Raw genomic sequence first — 18,494 nt, 5'->3', positions numbered from 1 at the left:
TTGTCATGCGCGTCAACAGGATCAACGTCTATTCGACCCAGCTTCCAACCAAGGGTGGCGCCTATAAGATGGCGAGCACCGAAGTCCATTCGTTGGACAGCACCCTTGTCGAGGTTGTGACGGATGACGGCATTACAGGATGGGGCGAAACCTGCCCAGTCGGTCCAGTCTATCAACCCCATCACGCGCTGGGAGCTCGGGCGGCGTTAGCTGAAATCGCGCCAGGCCTGATTGGAGAGTCGACCCAGTCGATACGTCATCTCTCCAAACGGATGGATGAAAGGCTCAACGGGCACAACTACGCCAAGGCGGCGCTCGACATAGCGTTCCTCGACCTCATCGGCCAGCGTCTTGGCGTGCCGGTGTCGATGCTGCTGGGCGGAGCACTTACAGACCGCGTGCCGTCTTACTACTCGCTGATTGTGGGCGCTCCGGACGAATCCGCGCGTATCGTGGCCGACAAGGTCAGAGCGGGCTACCCGCGTATCCAGGTCAAGATTGGTGGTCGCGACCTAGAGAAGGACGCAGCAACGGTGCATAAGGTCTGGGAGACTGTGGGCCTCAAGGCAAGCATCGTTGTGGACGGCAATCGTGGCATGTCCGTAGCATCTGCGCTTCAATTGGATCGCCTTTGCCAAAACATCCCGTGCGTGTTCGAGCAGCCCTGCAACAGCATGGAAGAGAACGCCACTCTCCGGGGCAGGTTTACCCATCCCATTTATCTCGACGAGAACACCGAAGACCTTAATGCAGTATTGCGGGCCATATCGTCGGGCATTGCCGATGGATTTGGTTTCAAAGTTACGCGTCTGGGCGGTTTGACCAAAATGGCGGTCGCCCGCGATATGTGTTCCATCCGGTCGCTGCCGCACACCTGCGACGACGCATGGGGCGGCGACATTATCGCAGCCGCGTGCGTACATCTTGCTTCTACGGTTGAGCCACGTCGCTTTGAAGGCACCTGGATCGCGCAAGAATATATCGATGGGCACTACGACAATACGAACCCCGTTGTCATAGAAAATGGTCATATTGCCGTGCCGCAGGGAGCGGGCCTCGGAGTGAAGCCCGAAGCCGGCGCCTTTGGCGCCCCGGTAGCGAGCTATGGTTGATGATGAATGCTCCGGCCCGCGTCCCCGAAGTCAGCAGCCCCGTCCGCCTTGAAGCTGCGTTTCAGGTGCCGGGCAAGGCGCATGACATTGCCGTGCTCGTGCTGCCAGGATTTTCGCATCTGGCGCTTCACGCCTATATCGAGCCCTTGCGTATAGCCAACGCAGTTTCCCGGCTTCCACTGTTCCGCTGGCGGATTGCGGGGACCGACGGCCAAGCGGTCGTGGGCGCCAATGGACTTTCGATTCCAGTGGACGTGACAGTCGAGGAATTGGCCGCGGACGGGTCCTACGATTGCAGGCTGAACCAGTTCGTCGTCGTAGCGGGCGAACCTGTTGAAAAGCAGATGACGCCTCACCTGAACGCGTTCCTGCGGATACTGGCGAGGCGCGGGATACCGATATCGGCGGTGGGCACGGCGACGTGGCTTCTCGCCCAGACGGGCCTTCTCGCGGAGAGCCGTTGCACTATCCATTGGTCACGGCTCGCGGCTTTCTCCGAGGTTTTTCACAAGCCGCGCATCCGTGATTCCCTGTTCGTCAGGGATGGCCAATATTCAACCTGCGCCGGTGAATTGGCGGCGTTCGATCTCGCGGTGGATCTTGTTGCGGGTCACGCGGGCGCCTACGTCGCTCAGGAAGTCTGTCGTCATGCCACGGTAGAGGGCCAACGCTCCGGTTCGAACCGCCAGACGGGTCCATCAGGTCTGGCGTTTGCGGGTGTCAGCGACAAGCTGGCGATGGCCATGCGCATTATGGAAGAGAATGTGGAGACTGCGCTGTCGATGGGTGACGTTGCGGGCCGGGTTGGGATCTCCCGCCGGCAGCTTGAACGCCTGTTCGCGATCCACATAGGTCAGCCGCCGGCCCGTCACTACCTCAGGGTCAGGGTCGACCAAGCCAAGCGCCTGCTCGAAGGCACGCGTATGCCCATCATAGATATTGCTGTAGCCTGCGGGTTTATCTCAGCATCGCATTTTGCCAAATGCTTTCGTATCATCAACGGTCTTTCGCCACAGCAGTGCCGGACAATGGTGCCGGCATGGGTCGGCCCAGGCTTGGGATAGTTCAGTCTAGACCCTGATGGTTGAATTCATCGGCGTGGAGCTCTAGCAAAGAAGACGGCGGCGCCCCTGGCTACGCAGAGCCACACTTAAGCCAGCGCGCGAGGCTGCTGATCAACCTAATCGCCCCAAGTCATAATAGGCTCGCCGAGAACAGCGTGATCCACTTCGATTCCGAGCCCGGGGAGATCCGGCGGGATGACCCCTCCGTCGCCAAAGTGAGCGTTGAACTTGGCTGTTTTTGCCGTGACCATATCGTCGCTTTTCAACACGCAGCGCAAGAGTCGCGTGGGTACGGTTGCGCCAAGGTGAACGATTGCAGCAAAGGCGATGGTAGAGCCAGCGGTTTCCTGAACACTCATGGTGAGGCCTGCGGCACGACAGATGTCGCGATGGCGCCGGCCGTGAGTCAGGCCACCGGCTTTCGAGATCTTTAGTCCGATGCCATCGTTCGGAAGAGACTGCGGAGCCTCCCGGTTCAGTGTCGGGCAGACCTTGCCTGCAAGAAAGATGCCTTCGCTTCGAATGGCGCGATGGCGCTGTTAGCCAACGATACATAGGCAGCCGGTCATGAAATCAGCACCAGAAGCGCTTGGGGTCGGCCGATTGAAGATTGGCTTTGTACTGGCTCGTTCCTTTACTCTTTCTGCGTTCGCGCTGTTCGTCGACACGCTCAGATTGGCCAGCGATGAGGCCGACAAATCCGGTAGGATTTTCGCGGATTGGCAGCTTCTAGCGAGCACCCGTAATCTGATCACCTCCAGTTGCGGTCTCCTGGTCGCACCGACATCGGATTTCGTGGACCCGACCGAGTTCAACTATATCGTGGTCGTGGGCGGGCTGCTGAACAGTGAATTTCCAGTCGATAGCGAGACGGTCAGCTACCTCAAAAGAGCCGCCGCCGCCAAAGTTCCACTGATCGGGGTCTGTACGGGGACGTTCATCCTGGCCGAGGCCGGCTTAATGAAGTTCCACCGAACCTGTGTAAGCTGGCTCCACTATCACGCTTTCCGCGAACGCTTCCCGGATCACGAGGTCAGGTCGGACCGTCTTTTCAATCTTGATCGCGCCAGGGGATCATGTGCCGGGGGCAGCAGCGCAGCGGACATGGCGGCGTCAATCGTTAGACGTCATATCGGTAGAGAGGCAGAGAGAAACGCCCTCGAAGTGTTGCAGATCGAGAGGGCGCGCGCGCCGTCCGACATCCAGCCGCACAGCCCGACCTTCATTGAATGCCAGGATCCTCGGCTCAAGGCGGCGCTCATCATCATGGAGAACCATATCGAGAATACGATCTCCATTCCCAAGGTGGCTGCCTTGGTTGGACTGTCCCGAAGGCAACTCGAGGGCCTCTTCATGGAGAAGACAAAGAGTTCTCCGGCTGTTGTTTACACAAGGGTGCGTCTGGAGCGGGCGAAGCACCTCCTGATGCAGACCCGTGCTCCAATGATCGAGATCGCCGTCGAGGTCGGTTTTGAGAACGCATCGCATTTCTCGCGGCTCTTCCGTGAGACCTATGGCCAGCCGCCTACCAAATTCAGGTCAGCGATTTCAAGTTAGGTCACCACCTTTGTCCCGTTGTGACCTTCTCTGCTCGAACGAATTCTAAATGAGGTGGTCGGCGGCCACGATGTGCGAATGGGAAGTTTTGACCCGATTTCGCCACGATCCCGAGCCTAGAAAGCCGCATTAACCGCCTCCGGCCTCCCCGGCTCATGGCCGCAGCTCAACTCATCAACGCAGCGTCGAAAGGACACTTCGTAAGCTTCTCATAGCCGTCTTCTGTTATCAGGACCTGCTCTTCAAGTTTTACCCCTTCACGGCCTCCAACGGCACCAACGTAAGCCTCGACACACAAAGTCATGCCAGGCTCAAGAGCATAGTCAAACGCTCCTGGAATAAAGTCTTCAGGGTAGTAGATTGCAGGATATTCGTCGCACAGCCCGATGCCATGGATCATTATGCCGTATCGCTGATCAACGAATTCTTTCGGCAATTTATGGCCCCGCTGGGTGAGTTCAGTGAATGAGATGCCCGGCTGCAAGAGTTCCATGTTGGTCGTAATGTGCTCGAGAGCGATGGCGTGGAGTCTGCGTTGTTCATCGCTCGGGCGCCCATCACCGCAAAACCAGGTTCGCGAAAAGTCCGCGCACATACCGTATGGTCCCACCATATCGGTATCGAAGGCCACCAGATCTCCTGCTGCTATCCTTCGCGGTCCTGCTTCCTGCATCCAGGGATTTGTCCTCGGGCCAGAAGTGAGTATTCGTGTCTCGATCCATTCACCTCCGCGCGCAATGTTTTCAGCATGGAGAACTGACCACAATTCAGTTTCTGCAATACCTGGTCGCAAAAGCTGGCGCATTTTCGCAACCGCAATTTCGCACGTTGCCAGGGAGCAGCGCATGGCATTGATCTCGTCGATACCCTTTACAGCCCTTGCATGCTCCATGAGTTGCATACCGTTGCAGATTTCGATGCCGGCGGCGTCCAGCGCGCGCAAGCCGGGGATCTCGATCTTGTCGACCGCAAGTCGGCGGTTCTTGCCTCCATGGGTTCGTAACAGCTCATCAATTTGCCCTGCAAAATCCTTGGCAACGGCTTCCTCTTGATCGCCAGACACGAAATAGTAAAAGCCCGCACCGCCCGCGCGAATCTCGTTCACCAATGGCAGATGCTCCGAAAGGTGCCCGCAACGATGGAAGTCCCAAAGAACAACGTATCCATCGGCTGAAACAAAAACAGCACGTGATGGATTGTGCATGATCCAAAGATGCATGTTCGAGGAGTCAGTTGCATATCGGATGTTCAGTGGATCGAAGCACAGCACGCCGGCGTAATCCCGTTGGCGCAGTTGCTGCACGATACGGTCTAGACGGGTTTTCCTCATCCGTTCCAGGTTTGGAGGAGTGAGGCCTAGCGCTGCCCACTCGGCGAAAGCGACATCTGTCGGTCCGATCTCCACCCGATCGTTTTCGTCTATGGTTCCATCCGGCTTCAGCGCCGTCGCCCGGCGCGTCGGATCAATTTTGTTCTTCGCGACCGAAAACGAGGACATTCTTGATGATTCCTACTGCTGAAGATGTGTCGGTGTACTGCCGAGTTGACGGATTTCGCTCGGGACTCCGCGCTGCTGAAGGCGGAAAATATTGCCCGGCATACGGTCCATTCATCCTGGACTTGTACGCTATCAGCCTCGACAAGCACTTGGATTGAGGCCGAAGGCCTGGCGGAAGCATTTCGAAAAATGCGAGGCCGACGCGAAACCGCATGCGATTGCGATCTCGACAACGGGCAACTCTGTCTGTTCAATGAGACGCTTGGCGCGGCTAAGTCTCAAATGCAGATAGAATCGCATGGGAGACCACGTCGTTGACTGCTGGAAAAGCCGTTCGATCTGACGCTGGGAGCGGCCGACGCATTTTGCGATGTAGCGGAGCGGCAGTGGATCCTCAATATGCTCCTCCATGATTTGAATGACGTCTGCAAGCGACTTGCAGATGCCGGTTTCACCAGCATTGACGGTCGATTGTCTATCTGAAGCGGGACGCCAATGGCCGGCAGTCGTATGTCGGCAGACAGCCAACGCGATGTCTCTGCCAAGGCGCTCGCTGATCACCTCCATAACGAGGTCGAAGGACGCGAATTCTCCTGCGCAAGTCAGGAGGTGAGGATCGCGAACGAACAGTTGGTCGGTAACCTGGAGGCGGCCGAACTTTTCCGAGAGGGCGGCCCTCTGGTTCCAATGGATTGTGCAAGCGGTATCGTCGAGTAATCCGCTTTCCGCCAGCAGCCATGTGGCGGTACCCAACGCCGCGATTGGAACCCCTTGCCGCTTGCAAAGCCGAAGAATCTTCGTGAGGGAAGTCGACATCTGCTTTTGGACCGGCTCGCCCGCGCAGACGATGACCATGCTTGGTCCCCTGCCGGACTGAATGCATTCTCCAGTGCCGGCAAAATTACCGCCGACCGAAAGGATGAACCCGCTGGCGCATTCGACTGGCTGGCCATCCGGGCTCGCAATCGTCCACTCGAAGGCGGATCGTCCGGAGATCGAATTGGCAAGGCGAAGCGGATCCACGAAGGAAGAAAGGCCGAGCTGAGAAAATCCCGGAAGTGCAAGAATGACCAGTCGGTACACGTCGTGGGTGTCGATCACCTGCCGGCTGGGATCCCACCCCACGATCCTCGAACTGTCTCCTGCTGAAAATGGCGCATTCATAAGGTCATACATCCTCGTTGACGGTCATCAACATCGAGCGGCGTTGGCACCAGCGTCTTGCAGGATGGATACCGCCGCCATCAGCCGCGGACGTTGTGCTTGCGCTTCATGAAGTCCTTGGCGGTTTCGACTGCCACGGCCGCATCGCGGCAATAGGCATCGGCGCCGACGGCCTTGCCGAATTCCTCGTTGAGCGGCGCGCCGCCAACCAGCACGACATAGTCGTCGCGAATGCCCTTTTCCTTCATCGTGTCGATGACGACCTTCATGTAGGGCATGGTCGTGGTCAGCAGTGCCGACATGCCGATGATGTCGGGCTGGTGCTCTTCAATCGCTGCCATGTATTTCTCGACCGCATTGTTGATGCCGAGGTCGATGACGTCAAAGCCGGCGCCTTCCATCATCATGCCGACCAGGTTCTTGCCGATGTCGTGGATGTCGCCCTTGACGGTGCCGATCACCATCTTGCCCTGCTTCGGCGCGCCGGTGGCGGCGAGCAGCGGACGCAGGATGAACATGCCGGCCTTCATGGCGTTGGCCGACAGCAGCACCTCGGGAACGAACAAGATGCCGTCGCGAAAATCCTCGCCGACGATACGCATGCCTTCGACCAGCGCCTCGGTCAGCACATTGTACGGCACCCAGCCACGCTCGAGCAGGATGTTGGTGCCTTCCTCGATCTCTTCCTTCAGCCCGTCATAGAGATCGTCGTGCATCTGCTGCACCAACTCGTCGTCGGAAAGTTCGGAAAGGATGATCTCGTCGTCGGCCATGTCGGGTCGCCTCACGCATAGTTCAAAGGAGGTCGGTACCCCATGCTCGATGGGGCACCGACCAGGCTTCCGGTTGGAGCCTCGGGAGTCTGCTAGGCTGCCAGCCAGACTTTCTGCAAATCCATCTGGAAAGTCTGGTGGATTGCATAGTTCTGAACTTTTTTGTTCATGTGACCAAAGAGGCTTTGCCAGAACGGCTGTATGATGACCCCAGAATCCTGAAGCACATCTTCGATGTCCTTCATCAGTTCCTTCCGCTTGGCGGCGTCGCTGACCGAGAACGCCTTTTTGAGCTTGGCATCGAAGTCGGCGTTTGCGTAAGCAGTCTCATTCCAAGCCTCGCCAGTGCGATAAGCCAGCGCCAGGACCTGAACCCCGAGCGGCCGCATGTACCAGACGGTCAGCGAATAGGGATACTTCGCCCAGTCGTTCCAGAAAGTCGAACCCGGAAGCACCGTGCGCTTGACCTTGATGCCGGCCTCTCGAAGCTGCGCCGCAATGGCGTCACCGGTATTCTTCTGCCAGTCTTCGTCGATCGAAATCAGTTCATGCTCGAACTCGGCATGACCGGATTCAGCAATGAGTTTCTTCGCGCCATCGACGTCCCGGCTCTTCTTAGGCAATGCAAAATATTCCGGATGGATCGGGGCGACGTGATGGTTTTCGCCGACCGTTCCGCGCCCTGCATAGCCGAGTTGAAGGATGGTTTTGTTGTCTACCGCCATCTGCAGCGCATTGCGGACCTTCTTGTCGTCATAGGGTTTGTTGGCCGTGTTGGTGCGGCACACCAGTGTCGTTGCGGTGGCGACCTCCGATTTGACCACGTCCATCTTGTCCAGGATGTCGATGAAGTCCGCCGGTGTCTCCATGTTCACATCGATCTCACCGGAGTCGAAGGCAGCCACCGTTGCCTGGAAGTCGGTGCCATAATCGATGAATTGCACTCCATCCAGCAGAGCTTCGCCGCCCCACCATTTGCCATTCTCCCGGCGTTTGACTTCAGCCTTGCTGCCGACCGCGTAGGATACCAGTTCGAAGGCGCCCGTTCCGATCGGCTTTGCGACCGGATCAGCGCCGCCGGCATCGAAACTGCGATGGACGATCAGTCCAGGGTAGTCGGTGAAATTCGCGATGATAGCGATGTCCGGGTCGCTCAGCTTGAGCTTGACGGTATGGTCATCGACCTTGACGATCGCTCCATCTCTCGCCTTGCCGGTCTTGGTATCGATCAGTCCCCCGACGCGCGCGGCCATCGAATTGCCGGAGACGCCCTTCTCGCACCAGCGGGTGATGTTGAGGACTACGTCATCGGCGTCGAAAGCGTCGCCATTGTTCCATGTCACGCCCTTCCGGACATGGAAGACATATTCGGTGGCATCCTCATTGACCTCCCAGCTTTCCAGCAGGACAGGTTCAAATGTGAATTCATGTGTGTAGCGAACCAGCGGTTCGAGCCAGCACCGAGAAATGTTGGCAAGCTCAACCCAGTCATAGGTACGTGGGTCTTTCTGCGCCTTGACGGGCATGGACACGCGCAGAGTCCCGCCCTTCTTCGGCTCGGCCGCGCGTGCGGGCTGCGGCAATGCCACGCCAATCAAGCCGTAGGCCATCGCAGCCGAGGCGCCGAACGTGCTTGCAAGCGCGAGAAACTCGCGTCGGTCCATTTGTCCGGCTTTGACGTCGCTCGCCATTTTTTCGATGGCAGCCGGAACGTGATTCCCATTGCTTCTGAACAGTCCCATTTTCTTCTCCCTTGCTAGTGGTTCCCGGATATTGATCGCGTGGGTTATTGGGCGGATGCCTAGGCGAGGCTTGGCGAGATTTCCTCCTGGCGATGCGCCACGAATGCATCGAGTTCCTCGCGCACGGCTGGATCCATCTGCGGCTGCTCGTAGCTCGCGACGATCGATTTCGCCTTCTCACGGCAGCGCTGCGCCATGTCCTTTGAGCCTTTGACCTTCCACTGCTCATAGCTGAGGTAATCGAGGATCTCCGGCGCGAAGAATGCGTCCTTGAAGCGCTTGAGCGTGAAGGAATCTCCGAGATAGTGGCCGCCGGGACCGATGCGCCGCACTGCCTCGAGAGCGTCGTCGAAATGCTCGAACGAAATCCCCCGCGCGTATTTTTCGATCAGTAGGTTCTGTTCGGCATCGGCGACAAACTTCGCCATGCAGCATACGAGGCCGGCCTCATCCCAGCCGCCCGCGTGCATCATCAGGTTCGCGCCTGCGCTCGCCCCCGACATGTAAGCGATCGCCGACTCGTATCCGGACTGAGCATCAAAGGTCTTGGCGGACGACTGGGATGCAGTCGTGCGCCACGGCAAACCATACCGCCTTGCCATCTGGCCGATGACGGCGTTGATCAACGTGACTTCGGGCATGCCGGACATCGGGGCGCCGCTGCGCATCGACACCGAGACTGAATATTGCCCATAGATCATTTTGGCGCCGGGCCTGACCAACTGGGTGTAGGCGAGGGCTGCGAGTGCCTCGGCGTTCAACTGGGCGATTGTGGCCGGGATGTCAGCAGGGGTGTTTGCGGCGCCGAGCACAAAAGGCGACAGCAGGACGACTTGGTTTGCCTCGACGAAAGCGCGGAGCCCTTCCAGCATGGTCGAATCCCAGACCAGCGGCGAGTTTCCCGATACGTGACCGAGCATCACCGCATTCTGATCCATAAAGGCCTTGCCGTGGACGATCTGCCCCATGGCGATCGAGTCCTCGGCTCGCTGTTTCCCGGTCGTCAGACCGAAGAAGGGCATGTTCGTTTCCACAAGGCTCGAATGGTTGATGTGCAGATGGCGCCATGGAACAGCGATGTCGGTCGGCTCACAGGTGAACCCGCCGGCGATATGGAACCCCGGCAGCATCTGGGTCAGCCGGTTCATGTCCCGTAGATCCTCGATCGTGGATGCGCGTCGCACACCCTGAAGGTCCCGGACGTTTGGCGCGCCTTGCATGGCGCCGAAGGTCATTGTGTCCGGCGCGATCTCGAAACGCTGTGACGGATCGCGAGATGTCATCTCAAAACGGGATGGCGCCTTGGAGATGAGATGCATCAGCATCTCGCCATCGAGGCGCACACGTTGGCCTTGGACGTCGGCGCCCGCCTCCTTCCATTGCCGGATCGCCGTTTCATCCCGGAATTCGATTCCGATCTCGCGCAAGATCGCCAACGAAGCCTGGTGAAGGCGCTCAAGCTGCTCAGCAGTGACGGCCTCCACGGGTCGAATGCCGTACTTGATCGTCGAGACGCGAGGCCTCTTCTCTGCTTCCCGGGCGGCTACGACCGACGCGCGTCCTCCGCGGCGTCGGATTACGGGAGTATCAGTGTCCATCATCGCGTTTTCCCAGAGGGGCGCTAAGGTCCCCGTCAACAGAGCTTTCCTCGGTCCGCTTACGGAACGCAGCCCTGCTCATTGACGTTGACAATAGGGTTCTGTGAGCGCCCTGAGGACTCGTAAAAGGTTTCGCTGGCGTTAAACTCAGTTTATACCTGGATCGACTGCGCAGGCACTCGTTGCCTGGTTAGGACACCCGAAAGGCGAGGCGGCTGGGGTGGGTACGGGAACCTGGGCAGCGGTGCCGGTAGCCGTCTAAGGGCGCAATTCCTGCGACTGCGCGAGGAACCAGTCTACAAGTACCTTGCACCTCTTGTTTTTGCCTGCATCGCCATTAGACAACAGGAAGAAGGCGCGGTCGGTCTTGATCTCGGTCGCGATGGGCCGAACCAGCAGGCGGTTTTTGAGCAGGTGTTGGGCGGTCAGGGACCATCCCAGCGAGATTCCTTCGCCGGCAAGAGCTGCTTGAAGCGTCAGCTGATAGTCATTGAATACAATGTTCGGTTTCGTCTCGCTGGGATCTCCGCCTGCAAGCGCGACCCATTCGGGCCAGCTCATGCGCCGGCGAAAGGCATCGGACGAATGAATAAGCTGATGTCGAACCAGCTCATCGACGCTCTGGGGGGCGGGATGCGCCAGAAGATATGCGGGGGAGCAGACGGGAAAAATGATCTCGTCGCATACGAACCAACTGTTGGTTCTGTCAAAATCCCGTGGCCGCACCCATACGGTGACGTCCACTTCGTGATCGGGCTCGATATCCCGATCGGTGGCGACAACCTTGATCTTAACTTCGGGATGCTCTTCCTGGAAATGATAGAGCTGAGGCGCAAGCCAATGTGCTGCCAGAGAAGTCGACGCAGCAAAAGTGATGTACTTCGTTCCGCGATCTGAGATGGTCTCAAGTCGCTGTTCCAGACGGCGGAAACTCGTGCGCACCTCATCGTAGAGTTGCCTGCCTGCCTCCGTCAGCTCTACCCCTCGATTATCACGGGCAAAGAGCGCGGTCCCGCAATGCTTTTCGAACGACTTGATCGAGTGCGAGACGCTCGGTTGCGTCACGTTGAGCTCGCTGGCTGCGCTTTTGAAACTTAGGGTGCGGGCAGCCGCTTCGAAGACAAAAAGCGAATGCGTCGAGGGCACCATGCTACGAAGCTTTGACATGAAGCAGGTCTATATCAGACGCTATCTTTTCCGTCTACGAGACGCCAGCCAACTGATCTATTTGAACAGGAAACAACGCGACCGCGGATTGTTGCCAAGCCTTCGTCATCGGTCGCCTTAACTCAGCGAGTTGGCAGTGAATTCGTTCAACCAAACCATGACGAAAGAGCGCAAAGTCGTTCAGCCACCCCATCCCGAACCGACTGTGTCCGGCTGGTACACTGCTGCCGGACCGGAGTTGGCGCTGCTTCCACAGGAAGGCGATGTTGCTTGTGATTGCCTCGTGATTGGCGGCGGCTGGATGGGGCTGCACGCGGCCCGCCGATTTGCCGAACTCAACCCGCAGTCTTCGGTTGTCCTGGTAGACGCCGGCCGTATTGGGAACAATGCATCCGGACGGTGCATGGGTTTCGTCATCGATCTCGCGCACAATCCTCGGAAGCGCGATTTCGTCGAAGACATCAAGGGGAACAAGGAAGAGCTGTTCGTTAACCTGGACGGGATCGCCTATATCCGAAGCGCTGTCGAAGAGCATGGGGTCGATTGCGACTGGGACGCGCAGGGAAAATACCACAGTGCGGCCACCGCTCATGGTGTGGAGGATCTGCACCGCTTTTCGCAGGCACTGGATAAGCTTGGGCAGAACTACAGCTGGGTCGAGACCCCCGAAATCCAGGCGATCACAGGAAGCAAGCACTACATCAAAGCCCTGCATCATCCCGGCACCGTCTTGGTCCAGCCTGCGAAGTATCTCCAGAATGCGACAAGGCGCCTGCCCGCGAACGTCACCGTTCACGAAAACACCCCCATCGTGGCGGTGCAGTTCGGGGCGCCGAAGCACATCTGCGAGACGCCCGCCGGAACAATCAGGGCTTCGAAGGTCATCATCTGCGCGTCAGGCTATCTGACGAAGTTCGGTTTCTTCGACAACCGCGCCATACCGCTGTACACATTTGCGAGCATGACACGACAGCTCACCGAGAGCGAGCTTTCGCAGGTGGGGAACAAGAGAGCCTACGGACTAATCCCAGCCAACAGCTTCGGCACGACGGTTCGTCGCACGATCGACAACCGGCTGTTCCTTCGCAACGTCTATTCCTATGCGACGGACTTCAAGACCACCACGCAGGACGTGATGAAGGCTCGGGTGCAGCAGCAGATCGCGTTCGATCGGCGGTGGCCGGAGCTCTCCTCGATCGGCTTCGAGGCCAGTTGGGGTGGCCTTCTTACTCTCGCGCAAAATGGCGGAATGGTCTTCGGCGAGTTGGCGGAGAAGGTCTATGGCGCCGCATTCTGCAACGGTACAGGCGTCGCGCGAGGAGCTGCCTTCGGCAAGGCCATAGCCGACCTGGCGTCAGGGCGATCGTCGCCGGTAGTCGACATCCTCAAGACGCGCGCTAGTCCCAGCAAGCCCTATCCCAGACCCGTCACAGCAATGGGCGTTCGAATCGTAACCGCGGTCCGTTTCCGACAGGCCGGCGCTGAAGTCTAGATACAACGAGAGAGATCATGGCGGACCTGAAGGGCATAAATCTGGCAATGCAAACACCGTTCGATGAGAATGGTGCGATCAACTATTCGATTTTCGAGGATCTGATCGACAAGTACGTCGCCGCAGGTGTTCACGGGCTGGTGCTTGGCGCAGGGACCGGGCAACATCCCTATCTTACCGAGGCCGAGTGCAACCGCCTCTACGAAGTAGGCGCAAAGCGAATAGCTGGTCGCTGCAACGTCATTTGCCAGACCTCCGCTTTGAATATGGACGAAGTCATCAGAAGGTCGCGTCACGCGGAGTCCGTCGGCGCCGACGCATTGATGGTGCTGCCACCCTACCTGGAGGGCCCGAGTGATGAGCAGGGAATCTTCGACTTCTACAAAGCAATCGATGCTGAACTAGGTATCGACCTGGTCGGCTACAACATCCCACAGGCCACCGGCATTTCGGTTTCACCACAGCTGTTTGAGCGCCTGACCCAGTTGAAGAACTTCAACTACATCAAGGACAGTGCAGGGGACTTCACTGTCCATCAGGAATACCTGCAGACAAGCGGGACGGTCCTCAATGGCTGCGACACCACCACACTCTACGCGTTGATGGCCGGGGCACGCGGCGTCATATGGGGCGGTGCCAATTACATGCCTTCTGAAGCGGTCGACCTATATAGATTGGTGGACCGTAAGGAATATGAACAGGCGCTAGCGCTCTGGCAACGCATGTTGCCCTCGTTGCTCTTTATCTGGAGGTCGCCCTATACGCCGTCAGTACTTCGAGCGGCGCAACTGCGCGGCTACGGAACAGGTAATGTTCGCAGCCCATTGAGAAAGCTCTCCGCATATCAGGAAACGCAGCTTCGCCGTTCGCTTGAACCGTTGGGCGTGTAAGGCGCAGAGAGGCGGGGCTTCGTGAGAATCGTTCATGTTGGTGCGAGCGGCGTGATCGGCAAGGCCGTGTCGGCCGAACTCGCCAGGCGCCATGATCTGATCGCTGTTGGCCGAAGCGCCGGCGATTTCCAGGTCGATATCGACAATCCCTCGTCCATAAGCCGAATGTTCAGTCAGATCGGCGAGTTCGATGCCCTGATATGCACAGCCGGCACCGTTCATTTCGCCCCGCTCGCGGAGTTCACCATCGAGCAATATGCGATCGGCTTGCAAAGCAAACTCATGGGGCAGGTGAACCTTGTCAGACTTGGACTTGGATTCCTTCGTGAGGAAGGATCGTTCACGTTGACTTCCGGTCCAACGAACGACGATCCGATATCGCTCGGGACATCGTCCGCGATGGTCAATGGCGCGCTCGAAGGATTTATCCGAAGTGCTGCAATTGAGCTTCGCCAAGATCGTCGGATCAATCTGGTGAGTCCGACTATGCTCGAGGAGTCCTCTCCGCTGTACAGTCCTTACTTCCGGGGTTCGAAGGCTGTCGCGACGAACGACGTGGTGCTTGGTTACGTTAAAAGTGTCGAGGGCAAGCAAACTGGATGCGTTTACAGGATTGGATGGTCACGAGATCGCTGACCTGACTGCATCGGTCGCCGCTTGGTTGGCCGCACTGGCATCAGCTTATCCGGCATGGATTGGTCTAGTAACGGGAGTAAGACCGCTTGATTATTCCGTCCAAAGCTCGCGCCGTGATCATAGGTGGCGGCGTCTCGGGCTGTTCGGTCGCCTATCACTTGGCCAAGCTCGGCTGGACCGACATTGTGCTGCTCGAACGCAAGCAGCTGACGTCGGGAACGACATGGCACGCCGCCGGCCTGATCGGCCAGCTGCGCGGCTCGCAGAACATGACACGACTGGCAAAATATTCGGCCGACCTCTACGTCAAGCTGGAAGCCGAGACCGAAATCGGCACCGGCATGCGCCAAGTCGGCTCGATCACCGTGGCGCTGACCGAAGAGCGCAAACACGAAATCTATAGACAGGCGTCGCTCGCCCGCGCTTTCGATGTCGATGTGCGCGAGATTTCGCCCAACGAAGTTAGTGAGATGTACCCGCATCTCAACATTTCGGATGTGGTCGGCGCCGTCCATTTGCCGCTCGACGGCCAGTGCGACCCCGCCAACATCGCTATGGCGCTGGCCAAGGGCGCGCGCCAGCGCGGCGCCACCATCGTCGAGAATGTGAAGGTCACCAAGGTCCATACCAAGGCCGGCCGCGTCAGCGGCGTGTCCTGGGCACAGGGCGAAGACCAAGGCACGATCGAAGCCGACATCGTCGTCAACTGCGCCGGCATGTGGGCGCGCGGACTGGGAGCGCAGAACGGCGTCACCATCCCGCTGCATGCCTGCGAGCATTTTTACCTCGTCACCGAACCGATCCCCGGCCTCACCCGTCTGCCGGTGCTGCGCGTCCCCGACGAGTGCGCCTACTACAAGGAGGACGCCGGCAAGATGATGCTGGGCGCCTTCGAGCCGGTGGCAAAACCCTGGGGCATGGACGGCATAAGCGAGGATTTCTGCTTCGACCAGTTGCCGGAGGACATGGAGCATTTCGAGCCGATCCTCGAAATGGGCGTCAACCGCATGCCGATGCTGGCAACCGCCGGCATCCACACCTTCTTCAACGGTCCTGAGAGTTTTACGCCCGACGACCGCTACTATCTCGGCGAGGCGCCGGAGCTGTCCGGCTACTGGATGGCGACCGGCTACAATTCGATCGGCATCGTCTCCTCCGGCGGCGCCGGCATGGCGCTGGCGCAGTGGATCAATGACGGCGAAGCCCCGTTCGACCTGTGGGAAGTCGACATCCGCCGCGCCCAGCCGTTCCAGAAGAACCGGCGCTATCTCAAGGAACGCGTCTCCGAAACGCTCGGCCTGCTCTATGCCGACCATTTTCCTTACCGGCAGATGGCGACATCGCGGAATGTCAGGCGTTCGCCGCTGCACGAGCATCTGAAGGCGCGCGGCGCCGTTTTCGGCGAAGTCGCCGGCTGGGAGCGCGCCAACTGGTTCGCACGCGAGGGCCAGGAGCGCGAATACCGCTATTCCTGGAAGCGCCAGAACTGGTTCGACAACCAGCGGGAAGAACACCTCGCGGTCAGGAATGGCGTCGGCCTGTTCGACATGACCTCGTTCGGCAAAATCCGTGTCGAGGGCCGCGACGCCAGCGCTTTCCTGCAAAGACTGTGCGCCAACGACATGGACGTCGCGCCGGGCAAGATCGTCTACACCCAGATGCTCAACCAGCGCGGCGGCATCGAGAGCGACCTGACGGTTTCGCGGCTGTCGGAAACGGCTTTCTTCCTCGTCGTCCCCGGCGCCACGCTGCAGCGCGACCTGGCTTGGCTGCGCAAGCACGTCGCCGACGAGTTCGTCGTCGTCACCGACGTGACGGCGGCCGAAAGCGTGCTCTGCCTGATGGGCCCGGACGCAAGAAAGCTGATCCAGAAGGTCAGCCCCAACGATTTTTCCAATGATAAAAATCCGTTCGGCACGTTCCAGGAGATCGAGATCGGCATGGGCCTGGCCCGCGCCCACCGCGTCACCTATGTCGGCGAACTCGGCTGGGAACTCTATGTCTCGACCGACCAGGCGGCCCATGTCTTCGAGGCGATCGATGAGGCCGGCGCCGAAGGCGGCCTGAAGCTCTGCGGCCTGCACGCGCTGGATTCCTGCCGCATCGAAAAGGCTTTTCGGCATTTCGGCCACGACATCACCGACGAGGACAATGTGCTGGAGGCCGGCCTCGGCTTTGCGGTGAAGACGGCCAAGGGCGATTTTCTCGGTCGCGATGCCGTGCTGAAGAAGAAGGAGACCGGGTTGAACCGGCGGCTGGTCCAGTTCCGGCTGAAGGACCCCGAGCCCTTGCTCTTCCATAGTGAGGCGATCCTGCGCGACGGCAAGATCGTCGGTCCGATCACATCAGGCAATTACGGCCATCACCTCGGCGGCGCCGTCGGGCTGGGCTATATCAAGTGCCAGGGCGAGAGCGAGGCGGACGTGCTGGGCTCATCCTACGAGATCGAGATCGCAGGCGAGCGCTTTGCCGCCGAAGCATCGCTGAAGTCGATGTACGATCCGAAGTCGGATCGGGTGAAGATGTAGCGCGGTCCACTGCTCGACGTTAAATAGCCGAACGGGAGACCCGTCGGTATGGGCGTGCTTTTCTTTAATACGGCTCGTCTTCGCAAGTCGAGCTCGAAAGTCGATATAGATTCATATCTTGTTTGAAAGAGTGGACTGGATGACGCGATCTGAGTTCAACACACAGGCGTTTTTGAAGGAGCTGGATCGAAAGAAGTCAGATAGAAAACTGAACTGGAAGCAAGTCGCGGACCTTTCGGGAGTCAGCGCTTCAACACTGATCCTCATGGCGCAGGGACAGAGGCCAGATGTCGAGAACCTGGCTCGGCTTTTCCACTGGTCGGGTTTGAGTGCCGACACATTTATGGGCGCTGGACAGGGACACCGTCTTTTTACTGAGCCATTCAGCCAAATCGCCATGGTCATCTGTTCGGACAACTATCGTGCCGACAATAACCGCAGCACGGTGGTTGGCACCATCACTGGTATTTGTGGGCGTCTCCGAGACAAACTCCACCACGGCTAGCGGGAAATGATGGCTCTGGTACCCGTTTTGACGAGCGCAGGCCTCGTCGAGCGCCAGCGGGGTGTTCCCGTTCCCCAGGATGGCCGGCCCCCGTCGTGAGAAGACGGCCTTGGGGGTCTGGTTCATTGGCGTCGCAAACTTGCAGGCCTTCGCCTCCGAGTTTTGGCTCGGTCGATCAGTCAGTCCGCGAATCCGTTGGATGGCCTCCAAAAGATTGAAAGCGGAATGGCCGCTTTCAATGACCTCGTCCTGTGAGTTGTCAGGCCGCTTGCGGCCCCATTCCAGCCGACCTCCGATGATGGGCACCTCTAACAACCACGTGTCCAAATCCACTACGGGACGCACGACTTTGACTGCTGCCTTTATGGGCAGCAGCCACCAGTCTGCCGTTTGTTCGATGTCGACTTTCCCAAAGAAAATGGGCTGCTTTTGCCGTATTCCGAGCGAACTCGCATCGATTGGCGCCAGTACAATGAGTGGAAAACCCGGCTCTGCCGCTTACGTGCAAATTGCCCAACATCGAACTGCCGAACCCATAGCCGACCTAACCATTTGTAATATATATAGAATCTGGCGCACCCGACAGGATTCGAACCTGTGACCTCTGCCTTCGGAGAATGGACAGTGGCTTTCGCCGAAACTATCCGATTCTATCCGAATGCGCTCTATGCCTCTGAAATTACAAAACAAATTTGAAATCGATCAGCGCCGACGGTACGACGGAGCGGCTCAAACCCCTCCCTGCCGTGCTTACGCTTTGCTTACGCA

General features: G+C 58.6%; 15 protein-coding genes. 7 read left to right on the top strand and 8 right to left on the bottom strand.

What is annotated here, in order from left to right; translation table 11 throughout:
* Positions 1-5 precede the first annotated feature (5 nt).
* Entirely contained in the window at positions 6-1,112 is a 1,107-nt protein-coding gene (locus NKI66_RS31440) for a mandelate racemase/muconate lactonizing enzyme family protein (RefSeq protein ID WP_352753912.1), read from the top strand.
* Positions 1,112-2,176 (top strand): GlxA family transcriptional regulator, encoded by a 1,065-nt coding sequence (locus NKI66_RS31435; RefSeq protein ID WP_352753911.1) that lies wholly within the window; start codon positions 1,112-1,114, stop codon positions 2,174-2,176. Before NKI66_RS31440 ends, NKI66_RS31435 begins: the two co-directional genes overlap by 1 nt.
* A 116-nt stretch (positions 2,177-2,292) precedes the next feature.
* Here the strand turns inward: NKI66_RS31435 and NKI66_RS31430 are convergent, their stop codons facing one another.
* Positions 2,293-2,616, bottom strand: coding sequence for an enolase C-terminal domain-like protein (locus tag NKI66_RS31430; protein ID WP_352753918.1), 324 nt, complete (start codon positions 2,614-2,616; stop codon positions 2,293-2,295).
* Positions 2,617-2,743: 127 nt separating this feature from the next.
* On the opposite strand from NKI66_RS31430, the gene NKI66_RS31425 reads away from it, so the two are divergent.
* Positions 2,744-3,733 carry a GlxA family transcriptional regulator gene (locus NKI66_RS31425; protein ID WP_352753909.1) on the top strand — a complete coding sequence of 330 codons (990 nt, stop codon included), beginning with the start codon at positions 2,744-2,746 and terminating at the stop codon, positions 3,731-3,733.
* Positions 3,734-3,899: 166 nt separating this feature from the next.
* On the opposite strand, the gene dddP is transcribed toward NKI66_RS31425, so the two are convergent.
* From dddP to NKI66_RS31395, 6 genes are all read right to left on the bottom strand, one after another.
* Entirely contained in the window at positions 3,900-5,231 is a 1,332-nt protein-coding gene (gene dddP / locus NKI66_RS31420) for a dimethylsulfonioproprionate lyase DddP (RefSeq protein WP_352565132.1), read from the bottom strand.
* A 132-nt stretch (positions 5,232-5,363) separates the two neighbouring features.
* Positions 5,364-6,332: a GlxA family transcriptional regulator gene (locus tag NKI66_RS31415; protein WP_352753908.1), complete on the bottom strand. Its 969-nt coding sequence runs from the start codon at positions 6,330-6,332 to the stop codon at positions 5,364-5,366.
* 143 nt (positions 6,333-6,475) lie between these two features.
* Positions 6,476-7,168, bottom strand: a complete 693-nt coding sequence (locus tag NKI66_RS31410; protein ID WP_352753906.1) for a cobalamin B12-binding domain-containing protein — start codon at positions 7,166-7,168, stop codon at positions 6,476-6,478.
* Between the two features lie 92 nt (positions 7,169-7,260).
* Complete coding sequence (locus tag NKI66_RS31405; RefSeq protein ID WP_352565138.1) at positions 7,261-8,910, bottom strand: ABC transporter substrate-binding protein; 1,650 nt, start codon at positions 8,908-8,910, stop codon at positions 7,261-7,263.
* Between the two features lie 59 nt (positions 8,911-8,969).
* On the bottom strand, positions 8,970-10,511 hold the full coding sequence (locus tag NKI66_RS31400; protein ID WP_352565139.1) for a trimethylamine methyltransferase family protein: 1,542 nt from the start codon (positions 10,509-10,511) through the stop codon (positions 8,970-8,972).
* Between the two features lie 255 nt (positions 10,512-10,766).
* Positions 10,767-11,675 (bottom strand): LysR substrate-binding domain-containing protein, encoded by a 909-nt coding sequence (locus NKI66_RS31395; RefSeq protein ID WP_352753905.1) that lies wholly within the window; start codon positions 11,673-11,675, stop codon positions 10,767-10,769.
* Between the two features lie 136 nt (positions 11,676-11,811).
* On the opposite strand from NKI66_RS31395, the gene NKI66_RS31390 reads away from it, so the two are divergent.
* From NKI66_RS31390 to NKI66_RS31375, 4 genes are all read left to right on the top strand, one after another.
* The gene (locus tag NKI66_RS31390; protein ID WP_352753904.1) at positions 11,812-13,167 is read left to right on the top strand and encodes an NAD(P)/FAD-dependent oxidoreductase; all 1,356 of its coding nucleotides are present in this window, start codon (positions 11,812-11,814) and stop codon (positions 13,165-13,167) included.
* Between the two features lie 17 nt (positions 13,168-13,184).
* Positions 13,185-14,057 (top strand): dihydrodipicolinate synthase family protein, encoded by an 873-nt coding sequence (locus NKI66_RS31385; RefSeq protein WP_352753903.1) that lies wholly within the window; start codon positions 13,185-13,187, stop codon positions 14,055-14,057.
* Between the two features lie 21 nt (positions 14,058-14,078).
* On the top strand, positions 14,079-14,693 hold the full coding sequence (locus tag NKI66_RS31380) for a short chain dehydrogenase (RefSeq protein WP_352565145.1): 615 nt from the start codon (positions 14,079-14,081) through the stop codon (positions 14,691-14,693).
* Positions 14,694-14,779: 86 nt separating this feature from the next.
* On the top strand, positions 14,780-17,221 hold the full coding sequence (locus NKI66_RS31375; RefSeq protein WP_352753902.1) for a GcvT family protein: 2,442 nt from the start codon (positions 14,780-14,782) through the stop codon (positions 17,219-17,221).
* 250 nt (positions 17,222-17,471) lie between these two features.
* On the opposite strand, the gene NKI66_RS31370 is transcribed toward NKI66_RS31375, so the two are convergent.
* Positions 17,472-18,032: a hypothetical protein gene (locus NKI66_RS31370; protein ID WP_502900985.1), complete on the bottom strand. Its 561-nt coding sequence runs from the start codon at positions 18,030-18,032 to the stop codon at positions 17,472-17,474.
* Positions 18,033-18,494: the final 462 nt, after the last annotated feature.

This window comes from Mesorhizobium sp. M0518 (genome assembly GCF_040321125.1).
In the GTDB taxonomy this organism is placed as follows: Bacteria; Pseudomonadota; Alphaproteobacteria; order Rhizobiales; family Rhizobiaceae; genus Mesorhizobium.
Note: the sequence above shows the minus strand (reverse complement) of the source record. Positions and strands in the feature narration are given on the sequence as shown.